General features: G+C 73.2%; 18 protein-coding genes. 1 reads left to right on the plus strand and 17 read right to left on the minus strand.

The window, feature by feature from the left end:
* Window positions 1–50: 50 nt before the first annotated feature.
* From nusB to AB0C02_RS19380, 17 genes are all read right to left on the minus strand, one after another.
* Complete coding sequence (gene nusB, locus AB0C02_RS19300) at window positions 51–461, minus strand: transcription antitermination factor NusB (protein ID WP_357549759.1); 411 nt, start codon at window positions 459–461, stop codon at window positions 51–53.
* Between the two features lie 23 nt (window positions 462–484).
* Window positions 485–1,042 (minus strand): elongation factor P, encoded by a 558-nt coding sequence (gene efp / locus AB0C02_RS19305; protein WP_357549718.1) that lies wholly within the window; start codon window positions 1,040–1,042, stop codon window positions 485–487.
* Window positions 1,043–1,437: 395 nt separating this feature from the next.
* Complete coding sequence (gene aroQ, locus AB0C02_RS19310; protein ID WP_357549719.1) at window positions 1,438–1,878, minus strand: type II 3-dehydroquinate dehydratase; 441 nt, start codon at window positions 1,876–1,878, stop codon at window positions 1,438–1,440.
* Window positions 1,875–2,951 carry a 3-dehydroquinate synthase gene (gene aroB, locus AB0C02_RS19315; RefSeq protein WP_357549720.1) on the minus strand — a complete coding sequence of 359 codons (1,077 nt, stop codon included), beginning with the start codon at window positions 2,949–2,951 and terminating at the stop codon, window positions 1,875–1,877. Before aroB ends, aroQ begins: the two co-directional genes overlap by 4 nt.
* Window positions 2,951–3,478 (minus strand): shikimate kinase, encoded by a 528-nt coding sequence (locus AB0C02_RS19320; protein ID WP_357549721.1) that lies wholly within the window; start codon window positions 3,476–3,478, stop codon window positions 2,951–2,953. Before AB0C02_RS19320 ends, aroB begins: the two co-directional genes overlap by 1 nt.
* Entirely contained in the window at window positions 3,475–4,653 is a 1,179-nt protein-coding gene (gene aroC, locus AB0C02_RS19325; protein WP_357549722.1) for a chorismate synthase, read from the minus strand. Before aroC ends, AB0C02_RS19320 begins: the two co-directional genes overlap by 4 nt.
* Window positions 4,654–4,753: 100 nt before the next feature.
* Complete coding sequence (locus AB0C02_RS19330) at window positions 4,754–5,302, minus strand: carboxymuconolactone decarboxylase family protein (protein WP_357549760.1); 549 nt, start codon at window positions 5,300–5,302, stop codon at window positions 4,754–4,756.
* Between the two features lie 140 nt (window positions 5,303–5,442).
* Window positions 5,443–6,252 (minus strand): shikimate dehydrogenase, encoded by an 810-nt coding sequence (locus tag AB0C02_RS19335; protein ID WP_357549723.1) that lies wholly within the window; start codon window positions 6,250–6,252, stop codon window positions 5,443–5,445.
* Window positions 6,252–7,469 (minus strand): endolytic transglycosylase MltG, encoded by a 1,218-nt coding sequence (mltG, locus tag AB0C02_RS19340; RefSeq protein WP_357549724.1) that lies wholly within the window; start codon window positions 7,467–7,469, stop codon window positions 6,252–6,254. Before mltG ends, AB0C02_RS19335 begins: the two co-directional genes overlap by 1 nt.
* The gene (ruvX, locus tag AB0C02_RS19345; protein ID WP_357549725.1) at window positions 7,466–7,927 is read right to left on the minus strand and encodes a Holliday junction resolvase RuvX; all 462 of its coding nucleotides are present in this window, start codon (window positions 7,925–7,927) and stop codon (window positions 7,466–7,468) included. Before ruvX ends, mltG begins: the two co-directional genes overlap by 4 nt.
* A gap of 71 nt (window positions 7,928–7,998) precedes the next feature.
* The gene (gene alaS, locus AB0C02_RS19350; protein WP_357549726.1) at window positions 7,999–10,677 is read right to left on the minus strand and encodes an alanine--tRNA ligase; all 2,679 of its coding nucleotides are present in this window, start codon (window positions 10,675–10,677) and stop codon (window positions 7,999–8,001) included.
* A complete protein-coding gene (locus AB0C02_RS19355) occupies window positions 10,674–10,979 on the minus strand; it encodes a hypothetical protein (protein ID WP_357549727.1) in 306 nt (101 codons plus the stop codon). Before AB0C02_RS19355 ends, alaS begins: the two co-directional genes overlap by 4 nt.
* 24 nt (window positions 10,980–11,003) lie before the next feature.
* Entirely contained in the window at window positions 11,004–11,465 is a 462-nt protein-coding gene (locus AB0C02_RS19360) for a DUF948 domain-containing protein (protein ID WP_357549728.1), read from the minus strand.
* Window positions 11,466–11,615: 150 nt separating this feature from the next.
* Entirely contained in the window at window positions 11,616–12,233 is a 618-nt protein-coding gene (locus AB0C02_RS19365; protein ID WP_357549761.1) for a hypothetical protein, read from the minus strand.
* Window positions 12,234–14,407: 2,174 nt separating this feature from the next.
* Window positions 14,408–15,910, minus strand: a complete 1,503-nt coding sequence (locus AB0C02_RS19370) for a replication-associated recombination protein A (protein WP_357549729.1) — start codon at window positions 15,908–15,910, stop codon at window positions 14,408–14,410.
* 87 nt (window positions 15,911–15,997) lie between these two features.
* Complete coding sequence (locus AB0C02_RS19375; protein WP_357549730.1) at window positions 15,998–16,183, minus strand: hypothetical protein; 186 nt, start codon at window positions 16,181–16,183, stop codon at window positions 15,998–16,000.
* Between the two features lie 88 nt (window positions 16,184–16,271).
* Entirely contained in the window at window positions 16,272–16,823 is a 552-nt protein-coding gene (locus AB0C02_RS19380) for a GNAT family protein (RefSeq protein ID WP_357549731.1), read from the minus strand.
* A 26-nt stretch (window positions 16,824–16,849) separates the two neighbouring features.
* Between AB0C02_RS19380 and AB0C02_RS19385 the strand changes: the two genes are divergently transcribed.
* Window positions 16,850–17,590, plus strand: a complete 741-nt coding sequence (locus tag AB0C02_RS19385; RefSeq protein ID WP_357549732.1) for a GNAT family N-acetyltransferase — start codon at window positions 16,850–16,852, stop codon at window positions 17,588–17,590.
* Window positions 17,591–17,614: the final 24 nt, after the last annotated feature.

Consider the following 17,614-nt stretch of genomic DNA (forward strand, 5'->3'; position numbering starts at 1 on the left):
TGCCGATGGCACGGGCCCTTCCGGTATCGGTGTGACGCGACGGACGCCGCTCAGCGGGTGGCGTACTCGGCGATCCGGCCGAGGATGCCGTTGAGGAAGCGGGGCGAGTCGTCGGTCGACATCTGCCGGGCCAGCTCGACGGCCTCGCTGATCGCCACCGCGTCGTCGATCTCGTCGACGTAGAGCAGCTCGTAGACCGCGATCCGGGCCAGGTTACGGTCGACCGCCGGCATCCGTTCCAGCGTCCAGCCCTCGGCGTAGCTGGCGATCAGCTCGTCGATCCGGTCGAGGTGCGCCGCGACGCCCTCGACCAGGCTCACCGCGTAGCCCAGGTGCTCCGGGTGGGGCTTCTCGATCCGCTCGAGGTAGCCGGCCAGCACCTCCACCGGCGGCCGGTCCCGCAGGTCGGCCTCGAAGAGCACGTCCAGCGCCCGCTTGCGCGCCTTGCGGCGCGCCGGCATCTGCTGCTTGGCACCCTCGGCCATCAGGCGCGGCCGAGGTAACGGCCGTCGCGGGTGTCGACCTTGATCTTCTCGCCGGTGGTGATGAAGAGCGGCACCTGGACCGTCGCGCCGGTCTCGACGGTGGCCGGCTTGTTACCGCCGGTCGACCGGTCGCCCTGCAGACCCGGCTCGGTGTAGGTGATCTCCAGCACGACGGAGGTCGGCAGCTCGATGTAGAGCGGCACGCCCTCGTGGGTCGCGACGGTCGCCTCGGCCTCGGGGAGGAGGTAGTTGGCGGCCTCGCCGACGGTCCCGCCGGGCACGGTGATCTGGTCGTACGTCTCCAGATCCATGAAGACGTAGTCCTCGCCGTCGGCGTACAGGTATTGCATGGTGCGCTTGTCGACGGTGGCGGTGTCGACCTTGGTGCCCGCGTTGAAGGTCTTGTCGACCACCTTGCCGGACAGCACGTTCTTCAGCGTGGTACGCACGAACGCACCGCCCTTACCGGGCTTGACGTGCTGGAACTCGACGACGGCCCAGAGCTCGCCGTCGAGGTTGAGTACCAGGCCGTTCTTGAGGTCGTTGGTGGTGGCCATTTCCTGCCTTGATCATTAATTGGCGGACAGACTTTGGAATTCTACTAGTCGCTTCGAACTCGCTCCGCCGCGCTGCACGCCCCGCCTCAGCGGCTGGCCTGCAGACCCGTCGCAGAAGCCGCGCCAACCAGCACGCAGCGCAACTATCCCACGCGCCTCCATGGCCCTTCGCATCTCCCTTTGCTCTGCAGCCACCGCCGCAACAGGCACCCTCCGTCACCGGCGTCAGGCGATCGCCCTCCGGACGAAAATCGCAAAAGCCCAGCTCAGTCGAGTGTTGCGTGGATGGCTGCAGAGCAAAGGCAGACAGAGGGCTCCCGTCGCCGCGCGAGCTCTGGCAACTCAGCGTGACAAGGCCGCAAACACGGAGAGTGATGAAGTCAGCGCGACGACGGTCACTCCTGCGCGGTCAGCCGGTTGGCGAGGTGGTGCAGGGCAAGCCGGTAGCCGTCCACGCCCAGGCCGCAGATCACCCCGGTCGCCACCGCGGAGACCACCGAGTGGTGCCGGAACTCCTCCCGGGCGTGGATGTTGGAGATGTGCACCTCGACCAGCGGGGCTCGGAGCAACGCGCAGGCGTCCCGGACCGCGATCGAGTAGTGCGACCAGGCGGCCGGGTTGAGCACCACCGCCGCCCCCTCGTCCGCCGCCTCGTGCAGCCAGCCCAGCAGCTCGTGCTCGGCGTCGGTCTGCCGGACCACCACGTCCAGCCCCAGCTCCCGACCGGTCTCCACGCACATGGTCACCAGATCGGCGTAGCTGATCAGCCCGTACACATCAACCTGACGGGTGCCGAGCCGCCCCAAATTCGGCCCGTTGAGCACATGGACCCTCATTCGGAGACCTCCTGGTAGGCGGCGAGCAGCAGATCGTCGGAGGGGCCCGTCAGGATCGCCGGGCGGGCCAGCCCGTCCAGCACCACGAAACGCAGCGTGTTCCCCCGGGCCTTCTTGTCCACCCGCATGGTGGCCAGCAGGCGCGACCAGGCGTCGGCCCGGTAGCCGGTGGGCAGGCCGAGCAGAGCCAGCACGGCGCGGTGCCGCTCGGCGGTGGCCGCGTCCAGCCGGCCGGCCAGCCGAGCCAGGGCGGCGGCGTAGACCAGGCCCACGGCCACGGCGTGACCGTGCCGCCAGCGGTAGCCCTCCACCTTCTCGATCGCGTGGGCCAGGGTGTGCCCGTAGTTGAGCACCTCGCGTACCCCGGACTCGCGGAGGTCACCGGAGACCACGTCCGCCTTGACCCGCACGGCCCGCTCGATCAGCTCGCGGGTCACCGGCCCGGTGGGGTCGAGCGCGGCGGCCGGGTCCCGCTCGACCAGGTCGAGGATCACCGGGTCGGCGATGAAGCCGCACTTGACCACCTCGGCCAGGCCGGCGGCCAGGTCGACCGGGGGCAGGCTGTCCAGGGTGGCGAGGTCGCAGAGGACCCCCACCGGCGGATGGAAGGCCCCGACCAGGTTCTTGCCGGCCGCGGTGTTGATCCCGGTCTTGCCGCCGACGGCGGCGTCGACCATGCCGAGCAGGGAGGTCGCCACCGGCACCCAGCGCACCCCGCGCAGCCAGCAGGCCGCGACGAAGCCGGCCAGGTCGGTGACCGCGCCACCGCCCACGCCGACCACCGCGTCGGTACGCGTGAACCCGGCCTCGCCGAGCCGGTCCCAGCAGGCGGCGGCCACGTCGACGTGCTTGCCCGCCTCGGCGTCCGGCACCTCGATCGGCAGCGGGGTCATCCCCGCCGCGCGCAGCCGCTCGCCGAGCGCGTCGGCCAACGCCTTCATCGGGGGCGCGTGCAGCACCGCCACCCGGGCGGCCCCGGGCAGCAGCGGAGGCAGCGCGTCGAGCAGGTCACGTCCCACCAGCACGTCGTACGGCCGCTCGCCGCCGACCGGAATCCGGGTCACCTCGTCCATCACCGGGCTGCCTGTCCGTCCGTCGCGAGCAGTACGGCGAGCTCGGCGGCGATCTCCTCCGGGGTGCGCCCGTCGGTGACCACGGTCGCGGTCGCCACCTCCGTGTAGAGGGGGCGGCGCTGCTCCATCAGGTGCTTGAGGGTGGCGCGGGGGTTGAGCGCCAGCAGCGGCCGGCCGGCGCCCAGGCCGACCCGCTTCACCGCGTCGGGCAGCTCCACCGACAGGTGCACTACGGTGTGCCCGATCAGCGCGGCACGGGTTTCCTCGGCGAGGACCGCGCCGCCGCCGAGGGCGAGCACCCCCGGGTGCGAGGCCAGCGCCGCCGCCACCGCCGCCCGTTCGAGGGTACGGAAGTGCGCCTCCCCCTCGTCGATGAAGATCTCCGGGATCGGCTTGCCGGCGAGCTGCTCGATGTCGGTGTCGGTGTCGCGGAACGCCACGCCGAGCGCGTCCGCGAGCGCCTGCCCCACGGTGGTCTTCCCGGAGCCGGGCGCCCCGACCAGCACGCAGACCGGCCGGACGCTCATCTGATCACCAGGCTTTCGAGGTAGCCGGCGAGGTTGCGGCGCATCTCGGCGACCGAGTCGCCGCCGAACTTCTCCACCGCCGCCTCGGCCAGCACCAGGGCCACCATCGCCTCGGCGACCACCGCCGCGGCCGGCACGGCGCACACGTCGGAGCGCTGGTTGATCGCGGTGGCCGGCTCGCCGGTGGCGACATCGACCGTGGACAGCGCCCGGTTCAGCGAGGAGATCGGCTTCATCGCCGCCTTCACCCGCAGCGGCTCGCCGGTGGTGATGCCGCCCTCCAGGCCCCCGGCCCGGTCGGTCACCCGGCGTACTCCGGTGGCGGTGGGCAGGATCTCGTCGTGCGCCTCCGAGCCGCGCGAGCGCGCCTGCTGCCAGCCGTCGCCGATCTCCACGCCCTTGATGGCCTGGATCGACATCAGCGCGGTGGCCAGCCGGGCGTCCAGCTTCCGGTCCCACTGCACGTGGCTGCCCAGGCCCGGCGGCACCCCGTACGCGAGCACCTCGACCACGCCGCCGAGGGTGTCGGCGGCCTTCTTCGCGGCGTCGACCTCGGCGACCATCCGGGCGCTGGCCTCCGGGTCGAGGCAGCGCAGCGGGTCGGCGTCGATCCGGGCGGCGTCCTCGGGGGTCGGGCGCAGGCCGGGCTTGGCCGCGACCGGGCCCAGCTCCACCACGTGGGAGACGATCTCGACGCCGAGCGCCTGGCGTGCCAGGGCCTTGGCGACCGTGCCGACGGCGACTCGGGCGGCGGTCTCCCGGGCGCTGGCCCGCTCCAGGATCGGGCGGGCGTCGGTGTGGCCGTACTTCTGCATGCCGGCCAGGTCGGCGTGGCCCGGACGGGGGCGGGTGAGCGGGGCGTTGCGGGCCTGGCTGGCCAACTCCTCCGGGTCGACCGGGTCGGCGGCCATGACCGTCTGCCACTTGGGCCACTCGGAGTTGCCGACCCGGATCGCCACCGGGCTGCCCATCGTCAGGCCGTGCCGCAGGCCGCCGATGATCTCGACCTCGTCCTGCTCGAACGACATCCGGGCGCCCCGGCCATAGCCGAGCCGACGCCGGGCCAGCTCACCGGAGATATCCCCGGTGGTCAGCTCGATGCCGGCGGGCACCCCCTCCAGCAGGGCGACGAGGGCGGGTCCGTGCGATTCACCTGCAGTCAACCAGCGCAACACAGCGGCAAGTCTGTCACGCCCGGTGCCCGCCTCAATGCACCGCCCACCGCGTCCCGCCCTGCGGACTGCAGGGCGGGGGCGAACGCTCGCCCCGACGTCGTCAGACGACCTGCCGATAGCCGATGTTGACGATGCGCTCGGACGCCTGCGCGTACCACCCGGGGTCGCCCGCCGGTTGGGTGCCGAGGCCGTCGACGTACCGGTTGAACATGCAGAAGGCCGCCGCGATGAGCACCGTGTCGTGGATCTCCAGGTCGGTGGCGCCCTCGGCGCGGGCGGCCGCGACCAGTTCGGGGGTGACCTCGCGTCCACTGACCTGGACGGCGGCGGCGATCTGCAGCAGGGCGCGCAGCTTCGCGGAGATCGGGGCGTTGTCCAGGTCGGAGCGCACCTGGTCGACCAGGGTCATGCCCTCGTCGAGCTGCGCCGCCGCGTACGCCGAGTGCGCCGAGCAGCAGTAGGTGCACTCGTTGCGGCCTGAGACGTACGCGGCGATCAGTTCCCGTTCCCCGGGGGTCAGCGGGTGCGGTCCGCGCAGCAGCACCTCGACCAGCTCAAGCAACGGTTGGCCGGTCTCCGGCCGGAAGCGCAGCGGCCCACGGACACCTGGAAACTCGGTCTCATCCAACCCAAGATCGATGTGTGCGATGGGGTCACTCTCCCGAACCTCGAAGCCGGCCCTGATCGTGGCTAAGATCGAATCTAGTGAATCAACCGCGGCATCTCAAGGGTGTGCCGTGCGCTGTCCGAGGGCGTCCAACGGGACCGTCGAGCGACCCCCGGTCGTCGTCAGAGGCGCGTCGCGGCCAGCGCCGCGCGCATCGCGTCGACCGGTGCCGGGACGCCGGTGAACTGCTCGAACTGTCCGACCGCCTGGGCCAGCAGCAGGTCCAGCCCGGAGACCACCCGGCAGCCGGCGGCGAGCGCCGTCGCGGCGAGCGGGGTGGGCCACGGGTCGTAGAGGGCGTCGAAGAAGACCGTGCCGGGACGCCAGTCGAAGTGCGCGGCGAGCGGGTCGGCCACCCCCTTGGGCACGGTGGAGATCACCAAGTCGGCACGGGCGTGCGCCGGCGCCCCGTCCCAGTCGGCGCCCGCGAGTGGCACGCCGACGGCGGCGGCCACCGGGCGCAGCTCGTCGACCGCCTCGGGCCGGCGGGCCACCACGGTCACCTCGGCCGCGCCGATCCGGGCCGCCGCCGCAAGGGCGGCCCGGGCGGTGCCGCCCGCCCCGAGCACGGTCACCACGGCGCCCGCCGCGCAACCGGCGGCGGTGAGCACGTCGACCATGCCGGTCACGTCGGTGTTGTCGGCGTACCAGGTGCCGTCGGAGCGGCGTACCAGGGTGTTAGCGGCGCCGACGGCGGCGGCGACCGGCGAGACCTCGTCGGCCAGCGCGAGCGCTGCCTCCTTGCCCGGCATGGTCACCGACAGCCCGGCCCACTCCGGGCCCAGGCCGGCGACCAGACCAGCCAGCTCGTCGGCCGCGCACTCGATCCGGGTGTACGACCACCCGGTCAGCCCGGCCGACGCGTAGCCCGCCTCATGGATGACCGGGGAGAGCGAGTGAGCGATCGGCTTACCGACGACGGCGGCCCGCACTATCGGCAGTTCTCCTTGGTCAGCACGCCGTTGTCGCACATCTGCTTGTTCAGCTTTTTGAAGTCGGCATCGTTGGAGCCGTAGCCCATCGTGCCCTTCTTGTCCACCGTCATGAAGTAAATCCAGGGGCCGTCCGCCGGCTCCATCGCACCCTTGAGCGCATCCTCGCCCGGGTTGCTGATCGGGGTGATCGGCAGGCCCGCCACGTCGTGGGTGTTGTACGGGTTATTCGGGTCGTTGATCTCGGTCTTCAGCAGCTTGTCGGAGTCCTTCGGGTCCTTGCCCTGCAGGCGCAGCCAGTAGTTGATGCCACTGTCGATGCCGAGGCAGTTGCAGCCGATCTTGCCAGCGTAGACACGGTTGTAGACCACCCGGGACACCTTCGGGAAGTCCTTTGGGTCGACCGACTCGGCCTGGGCGATGGAGGCGGTGATCAACGCCTCGTACGGCGAGATGTTCCGTTCCTTCTGCACCTTATCGACCAGGTCCATCCCCTCGGTGACCTCGAGGAACTTCTGCACCATCATCGACAGGATCTGCTGAGCGGTGGCCTTCGGCGGGATCTCGTAGGTCGCCGGGTAGAGGAAACCCTCGATGCTCTTCGTGACCTTCTTGCCGTCGTCGCGCTTGAACCAGTAGTCCGGAACGCCAAGCTTGGCCGGATCCTTCGCGGCGGCCTTGAAGTCGGCGACCGGGATCTTGGTTTCTTTGGAGAGGATCGCGTAGACGTTCAGGCTGATCGTGCCCTCGGGGATGGTCACCCCGTTGACCACCCGGTTCTTCGGGTCGAGCATCATCGTCACCGCGTCGGCGGCCTTCATCTCCTTGCGGAGCTTGTAGCTGGCGACCTGGATGTTCTTGCTGCGCGAGTTCGCGTCGGCGGCCTCGATGAACGCCTTGGTGCTCTTCACGACCCCGGCGTCATAGAGGGTGTTGCCCATGTCGGTGAGCGTGTCGCCGGCCCTGACCTGCACCAGCACCTCGCCCGAGCCCGGGCCGGGAAAGTCCGGGGTGACGAAGTAGTTGCGGATCCGGTCGAACCCGACGTACGCCCCGCCGCCGATGCCGCCGAGCAGCACGAACGCCATCAGAAGAGCGAAGAAGGTCTTGCCCCGGCCACCGCCTTTGCCGTTGCGCTTGCGCACCGCGCCGCGCCGGTGCCGGCCCTTCTCCCCCCTCTCCAGCTCGTCAAACCCCAGGTCCAGGTCGTCGATCATTGCGTCCGCCTCCGCTGCGCGTCCAGCCAGCTCTGCAGAATCTCCACCGCGGCGGCCTGGTCGACCACCGCCCGTTGGCGCTTCCCCCGGACGCCCCGTTCGGCCAGCCTACGGCTCGCGACCACCGTCGACATCCTCTCGTCCGTCAGCGTCACCGGAATCGACCCCATCGCCTCGGCCAATCGGGCAGCATACGCCGAGACGTTCGCCGCCGCCGGGCCATGCTTTCCGGCAAGGTTGACGGGCAGACCGACCACGATCTCGACCGCCTCATGCTCGGCGGCCAGTCGGACCAGCTCGGCCACGTCGGTGGGTATCGCGTCCGGCGCCGAGGTCAGGTCCCGGGCGAGGGTGACCAGCGGGGTTGCCAGGATGCCGTGCGGGTCGGACCGGGCGACACCCACCCGGACCTGCCCGACGTCGACCCCGAGCCGGACTCCACGGGACAGTTCAGCCATCTACCGGCCATTCCTCTGGGACGGGCCAGGGCGGACCATAGGGTCCGCCCTGGCGTCGATCGGTGCGTCCATCACGCCTCGGCGATCGCCTTCTCCACGGTGACCAGCAGGTTCGGCGCCTCCCCCGCAGGCAGGCCACCACCCTGGGCCAAGTCGTCGCTGCCGCCGCCCCGGCCAGAGAAGGCCGCCTTCACCAGGTCCTTCGCGGTCAAGCCCCGGGCCCGGGCCGCCTGGTTGACCGCCACCACCAGGGACGCCTTGCCGTTCGCGCGGGCGGCCACCGCCACCACCGCCGGCCGGGCCGGGTCGATCCGGCCACGGATCTCCTGGGCCAGGGTCCGCACGTCGTTGGTGGCCGCGCCCTCGGGCGCCTCGGTGCCGACGTACGCGACGCCGCGCACGTCCTTCGCCTGCCCGGCGAGCGCCGCCGCCCCGCCCAGCACCAGCTGGGCGCGGAGCTTCTCCAGTTCCTTCTCCGCGTCGCGGAGCTGGGTGACGGTCTGCTCCACCCGGTCGGCGACCTGCTCGCCGGGCACCCGGAACAGCTCGGCGAGCCGCGAGACCAGCAGGTGCTCGCGGGCCAGGAAGCCGAACGCGTCCATGCCCACCAGGGCCTCGATCCGGCGGACACCGGAACCGACCGACGCCTCGGAGAGGATCTTGACCAGGCCGAGCTGGGCCGAGCGGGCCACGTGCGTACCGCCGCACAGCTCCCGGGCGTAGTCGCCGACCTCGACGACCCGCACCCGCTCGCCGTACTTCTCGCCGAACAGCGCCATCGCACCGATCCGGCGGGCCTCCTCCTGGGTGGTGATGAAGGCGTGCACCTCCATGTCGGCCAGAAGCACCTCGTTGACCTGCTGCTCCACGTCGTGCAGCACGCTCGGCGCCACCCCGGTCGGGGTGTTGAAGTCGAACCGCAGCCGGCCCGGCGCGTTCAACGAACCCGCCTGGGTGGCCGACTCGCCGAGGAAGTTACGCATGGTCTGGTGCACCAGGTGGGTGGCGGTGTGCGAGCGGGAGATCGCCCGCCGCCGGGACACGTCGATCTCGGCGTACCCGGTCTCGCCGGTGCGCACCTCGCCCCGGACCACCTTCGCCCGATGCACGATCAACCCCGGCACCGGCTGCTGCACGTCGAAGACCTCGAGCTGGCCGCCGCCCACCGTGATCAAACCCTGGTCCGGCTGCTGGCCGCCGCCCTCGGCGTAGAACGGGGTGGTGTCGAGCACCAGCTCGATCGTGTCCCCCTCGACCGCAGCGCCGATCTGGGCGCCGCCGGCGAGCAGCGCGCGGACGCGGGACTCGCGGTTCAGCTCGGTGTAGCCGGTGAACTCCACCGGCCCGCCGCCGTCGAGCACCGACCGGTACGCCGACACGTCCGTGTGGCCGGTCTTGCGCGCCTGCGCGTCCGCCTTGGCCCGGCTGCGCTGGTCGGCCATCAGCCGGCGGAAGCCCTCCGCGTCGACCTGCAGGCCCTGCTCGGCCGCGATCTCCAGGGTCAGGTCGATCGGGAAGCCGTACGTGTCGTGCAGCTGGAACGCCTTGTCACCGGAGATCGAGGCCTGACCCGCCGACTTGGTCTCGGCGATCGCGGTGTCCAGGATCGTGGTGCCGGCGCGCAGCGTGCTGAGGAAGGCGTCCTCCTCCGCGTACGCGTACTGGGAGATCCGGCCGAACTCCTCGGCCAGCTCCGGGTACGACGGCGACATGCAGTCCCGCGCCACCGGCAGCAGCTCGGGCAGCGCCCGGTCCTGGTAGCCCAGCAGGCGGACCGCCCGGATGGCCCGCCGCATGATCCGGCGCAGCACGTAGCCGCGCCCCTCGTTGGACGGGGTCACCCCGTCGCCGATCAGCATCAGCGCGGTGCGGACGTGGTCGGCGATGACCCGCAGCCGGACGTCGTCCGGGTGCGACTCGCTGGCCACGTGGCCGGAGTGCGCGCCGTACCGCTTGCCGGTCAGCTCGGCGGCCTTGTCGAGGATCGGCCGAACCTCGTCGATCTCGTAGAGGTTGTCGACGCCCTGCAGGATCGAGGCCATCCGCTCCAGGCCCATGCCGGTGTCGATGTTCTTCGCCGGCAGCTCCCCGAGGATCGGGAAGTCCGCCTTGCCGACGCCCGGCCCCCGCTCGAACTGCATGAAGACGAGGTTCCAGAACTCCATGTAGCGGTCTTCGTCGACCTCCGGTCCACCCTCGCGGCCGTACTCCGGCCCCCGGTCGTAGAACAGCTCGGAGCACGGGCCGCACGGGCCGGGGATGCCCATCGACCAGAAGTTGTCCGCCTTGCCCCGGCGCACGATCCGCTCGGCCGGTACGCCGACCGACCGCCAGATCTCGTACGCCTCGTCGTCGTCCAGGTAGACGGTCGGCCAGATCCGCTCCGGGTCCAGCCCGAAGCCCCCCGCCGCGACCGGCTTGGTGACCAGGTCCCAGGCGAGCGGGATCGCCCCGTCCTTGAAGTAGTCGCCGAAGGAGAAATTGCCGTTCATCTGGAAGAACGTGCCGTGCCGGCTGGTCTTGCCGACCTCGTCGATGTCCGGGGTGCGGATGCACTTCTGGACGCTGACCGCGCGCTCGTACGGCGGGGTCTGCTGGCCCAGGAAATAGGGGACGAACTGCACCATGCCGGCGTTGACGAACAGCAGGTTCGGGTCGCTGATGGCGGGCAGCGGAGCGGACGGCACCACGGCATGGCCGTTCGCCTCGAAGTGGGCGAGGTACCGCCGCTTGATCTCCGCCGTCTTCATCGCTGGTGTTCCTCCGGGAAAATCTCTCGGTCGCCGGTCCGCGGGTCCTCCCGCAGCTCGGCGAACTGGTCGTCGTACAACTCGCCGCGGGCGAAGGCCTCGTGGATCTCCTGCTCACGCTCGGCCATGCCGGTCCGGACATCCTCGACGAAGCCGCGGACCGACTCTACGAGGCTGCCGGCGGATTCGGACAGGCCGCTGGCGATGCCGGCCGGCGTGTACGCCTGCGCGGTCCGGGTGGCCTTGCGGACCACCAGCACGCCCACGGCCAGCCCGATGCCGAGCCAGAACAAGCGCTTCATGTCAGATCCTCCCGCCGAGCCGGTTCACCGGTTGGCGCGCTTCTCAGCGCGACGCCGCTGCTTGATGATGTCCTGCGCCTCCCGCTCGTGCTCCGCATGCCGGCGGGCGGCGGCGGCCCGGCGTACGCCGTAGCCGAAGGCGGCCACCTTGACCAGCGGGTTCGCGGCGGCGGCGGAGACCACGGCGGCGAGGTTGGCGACATTGGCGGTGACGTTCTGCGCGTGGGTGGTCATGGTGTCCACCTTGGCGAGCTGGAGGTTGACCCCGTCGAGGGTGGTCTGCGTTTGCTCCAGGGCGGTGTTGACGTTCCTCACCGTGGTGTTGACGTCGCCGAGCAGCGGCGCGGTGCGGTCGTTAAGGTCGTTGATCATCCGGGTAGCGGCGTCGACGGTGTGCCGCAGCCGCAGGATCGGCACCGCCAGCACGAGCACCAGCATCAGGAACGCGCCGGCCAGGATCAGCCAAGCAATCTCTCCACCACCCATGCCCATGTCCTCCTCAAGCAGTGTCCCGAGGCCCCACGCCCCGGGACGCGCGACCGTCCTACCCACTCCGCCTCGGTCCGACCGGTCACGATCGACCGGCACGAGCGGACCCGCCAGCCCCAGACCCTACCGTCCGTGATGGAGAGCTGCTCACGACGGTGAGGGGGTCGATTCGTCAAGCGGGTCGTCGGTGAGGGTCGGGAAGGGATCCACACCGGTGAGGGACGGGTCGGTGGTCGGCTGTGGCCCGGTCCGCTCGTCGTCGATCGCGTTGCGGACCTTCACCGACACCAACGACCCGGTGCACTTCTCCGCTGCGGGCGACGGGGCCGGTGATGGCGCCGGTGACCCGCCGATCGGCGGCGGCGTGCAGGCGGGTTCGCGTACCCAGAGGTCGAGGGTGAGCTCGTCCCGGCGCCAGCAGGTGTAGCTGCCGTCGACCGGCTGCGGCGGGCAGCGGTCGTTCTTCCAACGCCGCCAGCCGTCCCGGGCCAGGGCCTGCTCGTACGCCCGCGCGGTCTCCTTCGGCGCCCGCTGCGACTCGACGGTCCGCTCCCGCAGCCGGCATTCCTGCAGGCACCAGCGGCTGCCGCTGACGTGGTCGGCGGTCTTCACCGCCGCCCAGGCGGGCACCCTCAGCCCGTCGAGGGTGTCGAAGACCGGGTCATGGCTGAGGGCGCGCACCCCGAAAAAGAGCGGGACCGCGCCGAGCAGCACCAGGCTGACCAGGGCGAGGACGCCCAGCCGCAGCCGCCGTCGCTCGCGCATCTGCCGCCGCAGCTCGGAGCGGGCGCCGCGCAGGGCGCCGGCCGTGCCGCCGGCGGACGCCGACTTCGTCTCGGCCGGTCGCGGCGCTGGTCCGACCCCGTCGGCCGGTTCGGGGCGCGGCCCGGCCGGTTCCGCCGGTACGACTGCGGCGGCCCGGGCCACCGCCGGCTCGCCGGGCCGCCCGGGCGGGGGTACGACGGCGGCGCCGATCGGTCCGGGCCGGCTCGGCTCCACGCCCGGCGGGACCGCCCGGCCGGCCGGCCGTTCGTCAGGGCTCTCCGGACGGGCCACGGGAGCGGCGGCCCGGGCCACCGCCGGGCCGCCGGCCGCCCCGGTACGCGCCACGGGCTCGCCGGTCTGCGGGGCGCGCCCCTCGTCCGCACCCGTGACCGGGACGGGACCACCCGGGCCGGGTCGGGCGGCGCCGCGGGCCGGACCGGCTCCGCGCGCGTCCCCGGTGCCCGGCCCCGGGCCGGGCCGTCCCGGCTGGCTGGGGACCGCGCGCCCGGTCCGGGTCGACGGGTCATGGCCGGCGTCGCCGCCGGTGGGCGGGCCGCCGGCCCGTGCCGGGTCACCCCCGACGGGAAAGCCTCCCGTGCGAACCGGGTCGGGCCCGGCGGAACGGCCGGACGTGCCAGCGGGACGTCCGACACCCCGGGCGGGAACCGACGGGTCAGGCTTCGCCGTCGGTACGGCGGCACCGGCCCGTCCGGCCGGGGCATGGTCGGGCCCGGCAGGGACACCCGCTCGACCGGCCGAGGCACGGTCGGACCCGGCAGGAACACCCGCCCGACCGGCCGTCGGCTCGCCGACCGGGGAGCCGGTGGGGCCGACCATCGGCGTGGCCGGATCGCCGTGGTGGGCACGCCCGGCCTGCCGGAGCCAGTCCGCCGGGCGCTCGGGACGCTGGGACCGCGCCTCGTCGGCGCCCGCGCGGCCCGCGCGACGCGGGCCGGGGCTCGGCGGCGCCTCGCCGGCGGACCGTCGTGCGCCCGGCGGCTCCTGGACGGCGCGGCGACCGGGCGCGGTCGGCTCATCGGCCGGCGCGACCCGGCGACCAGCCGCGGTTGGGGCGTCATCGGGCACAACCCGGCGACCAGCCGCGGTCGGGGCATCATCGGGCGCAACCCGGCGACCGCCCGGCACCGCCCCGTGGGGACCAGCCGGGCGACCGGCCTGTGGCACGGCGTCGGCCGGGGCGGCGGGCGTGGCGTGGCGAGCCGCAGGCGTGCCCGGACCCTGCCCCGGACCACCGGAGGACGCGCCGGACGGGGCATCCGGGATCGGCGGAGCGTTCCCGCTGCGCGGCACCGCCACCGGCTGGTCGGGCCCGCCGGCACGGCGTCGACCGCCCCCTGGGGCGGTGGGAGCGTCCATCGGGGACGGGCCGGCGGCGGAGGGATCATGCTCCGCAGCGCCGCGGCGACGCCGGGGCTCGGGGGCAGGTGCTCCACCGGGTCCGCCGGGCCGGCCGTGGGGCGTGGGTGGCCCGTCGGGCGGCACGGCGGGACCCGGCGGCTGCCAGCCGGGACCGGGCACCTGACCGCCCCGGGCACGCCCCGGGGCGGAACCGGACGGCGGTGCCGGCCGGCCAGCCGGGTCGGTCGGCCGGCCGGTGCTCGGCGCAAGCGATGGCTGCTGCCCGGTGGGCGTCTCCGGGCCACGGCGCGGCGGTCGGGACGGCTCGGCGGGCTGCCGGGACGGCTCGGGCGTACCGGGCCAGGGCCCGTCGACCGGACGGCGGCGGGCTGCCGTCGAGTCGGGCCCGGGGCGTGCCGGAGGCGCCGCCGGCCCGCCATCGGCCGGGCCACGGCGGGCGGACGGCCCGGGCTGGCCGGGCTGGCCGGGCTGGCCGGGCTGGCCGGGTGACGGCATCACGCCGGGGCGCGGGCCGCGCGACAGCTCGGGGGTGGACGGGTCGGGTCGCGGCCCGGTCACCGCGGGTGGCAGCCCGCCGCGCGACGGCGGCGCTGCGGCGGGATCGGCGCCGTCCGGGCCGAGGTCAACACGCTGCTGCTTTGCCGTACGCAGGTCGTCGATCCAGCCGAACTCCTCGCCGGCGGTCGCCTCCTCCGGCTCGGCGTCGGGCCGGCCCCGCCCCCATCGGCGGCCCTTGGCGCTCCGGTCGCGCCGCTCGTCGGGGCCGTCCTCCGGCCGCTCCGGACCACGCGCCATCACTGCTGATCCTTCCCGACGGCGTCGTTGCCGTCCTCGCTCGCCCCGTTGCCCTGTTCCATGCCGGCCGGGCCGCCGGCGGGTGCGGCGGCCGGCGCGGCGGGCTCCGCGCGGAAAGCCGGTGCCGCCAGCCCGCGGACGATCCGCCGCAGCAGCGGCAACCGACCGGCCACCGCTCGCTCCACGCCGTGCCCGCTGGGCTGGTAGTAGTCGGTCCCGACGAGATCGTCCGGGGCGTACTGCTGGGTGACCACGCCGCGATGGTCGTCGTGGGGGTAGCGGTAACCAGTGCCGTGCCCGAGACCACGGGCACCGGCGTAGTGGGCGTCGCGCAGCGCCCGCGGCACCGGCCCGCCGCGGCCGGCGCGCACGTCGGCGACGGCGGCACCGATCGCCGCAGTGGCCGAGTTGGACTTCGGGGCGGTGGCCAGGTGGATCACCGCCTGGGCCAGGTTGAGCTGGGCCTCGGGCAGCCCGACGTACTCGACGGCGTGCGCGGCGGCGGTGGCGACGGTGAGGGCGGTGGGGTCGGCCATGCCGACGTCCTCGCTGGCGAAGATGACCAGGCGCCGGGCGATGAACCGGGCATCCTCGCCGGCCACCAGCATCCGGGCCAGCCAGTGCAGCGCCGCGTCCACGTCCGAGCCGCGCATGCTCTTGATGAACGCGCTGACCACGTCGTAGTGAGCGTCGCCGTCCCGGTCGTACCGGACGGCGGCGACGTCGACGGCCTGCTCGGCGGTGGCCAGGTCGATCCGCCCGGCGCCGAGCGCGGCGGCGGTGGCGGCCGCCGCCTCCAGGGCGGTCAGCGCCTTGCGTACGTCGCCGCCGGCGAGGCGGACGAGATGGTCCTCCGCCCCGGTCTCCAGGACCAGCGCGCCGCCCAGCCCGCGCTCGTCGGCGACCGCGCGGCGCAACAGGCCGCGTACGGCGTCATCGTCCAACGGCTGGAGCGTGAGCAGCACGCAGCGGGACAGCAGCGGTGAGATGACCGAGAAATATGGATTCTCGGTGGTCGCCGCGAGCAGGGTGACCGTCCGGTCCTCCACCGCGGCGAGCAGCGAGTCCTGCTGGGTCTTGCTGAACCGGTGCACCTCGTCGATGAACAGCACGGTCGGCGGGCCGCCCGCGCGCCGCTGCCGGCGGGCGGTGTCGATCACCGCGCGTACGTCCTTCACGCCGGCGGTCAGCGCGGACATCGCGACGAAACGGCGGTCGGTGGCCCGGGCCACCAGGTGGGCGATGGTGGTCTTTCCGCTGCCGGGCGGCCCCCAGAGGATCACCGACATCGGTGCCAAGCCCTCGACGAGCTGGCGCAGCGGCGCGCCCGGGGCGAGCAGGTGCTCCTGCCCGACGAGCTCGTCGATGCTCGCCGGACGCATCCGGACGGGCAGCGGCGAGTCCACGCCCGGGGCGGTGAACCCGTCCACGCCGACGGATCCCGCGGGGGCACTGGGCGCTCCGGCGGGTTCGCCGAGGGTGAAGAGGGCGTCGGACTGCATCACGAGAACAGTACCGGGCCGCGCCGACAACGCCGGAATCACGCCGCCGGCCCGGCCCGGGGTGATCCGTTCCGGTGAGCCACGACCCTAACGCCGACCTCGGTACCAGCGGCCCCGGCCGCCGCCGAACCCGGCCAGGTGCAGGGAGAGCAGCAGGAAGCCGATCAGGGCGAGCGTCCAGTGGTTGATCAGCTGTGGTGCGCCGAAGTTGCTGCCCAGCAGGTCACTCAGCAGTGCGATCGCGAACACGATCGCCGCGGCGATGGCGAGCATCTCGTTCCTCCGGTGGGGGTTCCAGCAGGTTGACGAGAGAGATACCCGATCCGCCGGCCCGCCAATCTCCACCATGGAACCGGCCGGGTCATCGATCGGTGGCGAGCACGGCGTAGCGCACCGAGTCCCACCAGCCTCCCCGGACGAAGAGGTGGTCCCGGCTGAGCCCCTCCCGCCGCATACCGACCTTCTCCAGCACCCGCCACGAGGCGGCGTGGTCCGGACGGGTGGTCGCTTCCACCCGGTGCAGGCCGACCTGCTCGAAGGCGAGTCGCAGCAGCAGGTCGGCCAACGCGGTGCCGAGGCCCTTCCCCCAGTGGTCCGGGTGGACCACGTAGCCGATCTCCCCGCGCCGGTGCGCCGGGCTCGTCACGGTCAACGTGCCCAGGCCCACCAGCCCGTCCTCGGCGGCGGCCAGGTGGTACGCGAGCCGCGGCTCGGCGCCGGCCGCTTCCCGCCAGGCGGGCAGGACGGCGTGGACCTCGTCCAGCGAGGGCGGCTGTTCGTCCAGCATCCGGTCGACGACCTGCGGCTGGTTGGTCAGCGCGTGCAGCGGCTCCGCGTCGGAGTCCGCCCACTCCCGCAGCAGGCAGCGCGGGCCGGGCAGGAGTACAGGACGTACGGATCGGATGGGGTTCACTGATCCTCCTCTCGTAGGCTGGCCGCATGATCACTGCCGACCAGGTTCTGGTGGGTCGGGACGCCCTGCTCGCCGCCGCCGGTCACCACCCGTACGCCCGGCACGCGCTCTGGCGGGACCACGAGGCGCGCGGGTGGCGGCGCGATGGTGCGGTGGGCTGGCTGCTCCCGCCGGGGCAGGGACCGGCCGGCGGGGCGCTCGGGGCGACCGGGCCGGCGCTGGACGTCTTCGCCGGCCTGGTCGCGGACGGGACGCTGCACGCCGGACAGTGGCTGCACCTGCCGCGCACGCCTGCCGCGGAGGTGGCGCGCCGGCTGACCGTCGCGCGGCTGGACGAGTGGGACTTCCTCTGGACCACCACGCCGCCGCCCCCACAGCCGGAGGAGGAACGGGTGGTCCGCCTCACCGAGGCGGACCACCCGGCCCTCGCGGCGCTGATCGACGAGTCGTTCCCCACCACCACCTCCCGCCCCGACGACGAGCGCATCGTCGACTGGTACGGCATCCGCGACGGCGACCGCCTCGTCGCGTGCGGGGCGGACCGCAGTCGGGGGGACATCGGCTTCCTCGCCGGCCTCACGGTGGCGACCGACCGGCGCGGGCGGGGCCTCGGCGCGGCGCTCACCGCCGGGATGACCCGCGCCCTCTTCGCCCTGTACGACCACGTGGCGCTCGGCGTCTACACCGAGAACCTCGGGGCGCTCCGGCTCTATCGCCGCCTCGGCTACACCAACACCGAGCCCCGCACCTCGATCCACCTCGGCTGAGCACCGCTCGCAGGGTGGGTCCGG

The sequence above is a fragment of the Micromonospora sp. NPDC048999 genome, assembly GCF_040649295.1.
Lineage (GTDB): Bacteria > Actinomycetota > Actinomycetes > Mycobacteriales > Micromonosporaceae > Micromonospora.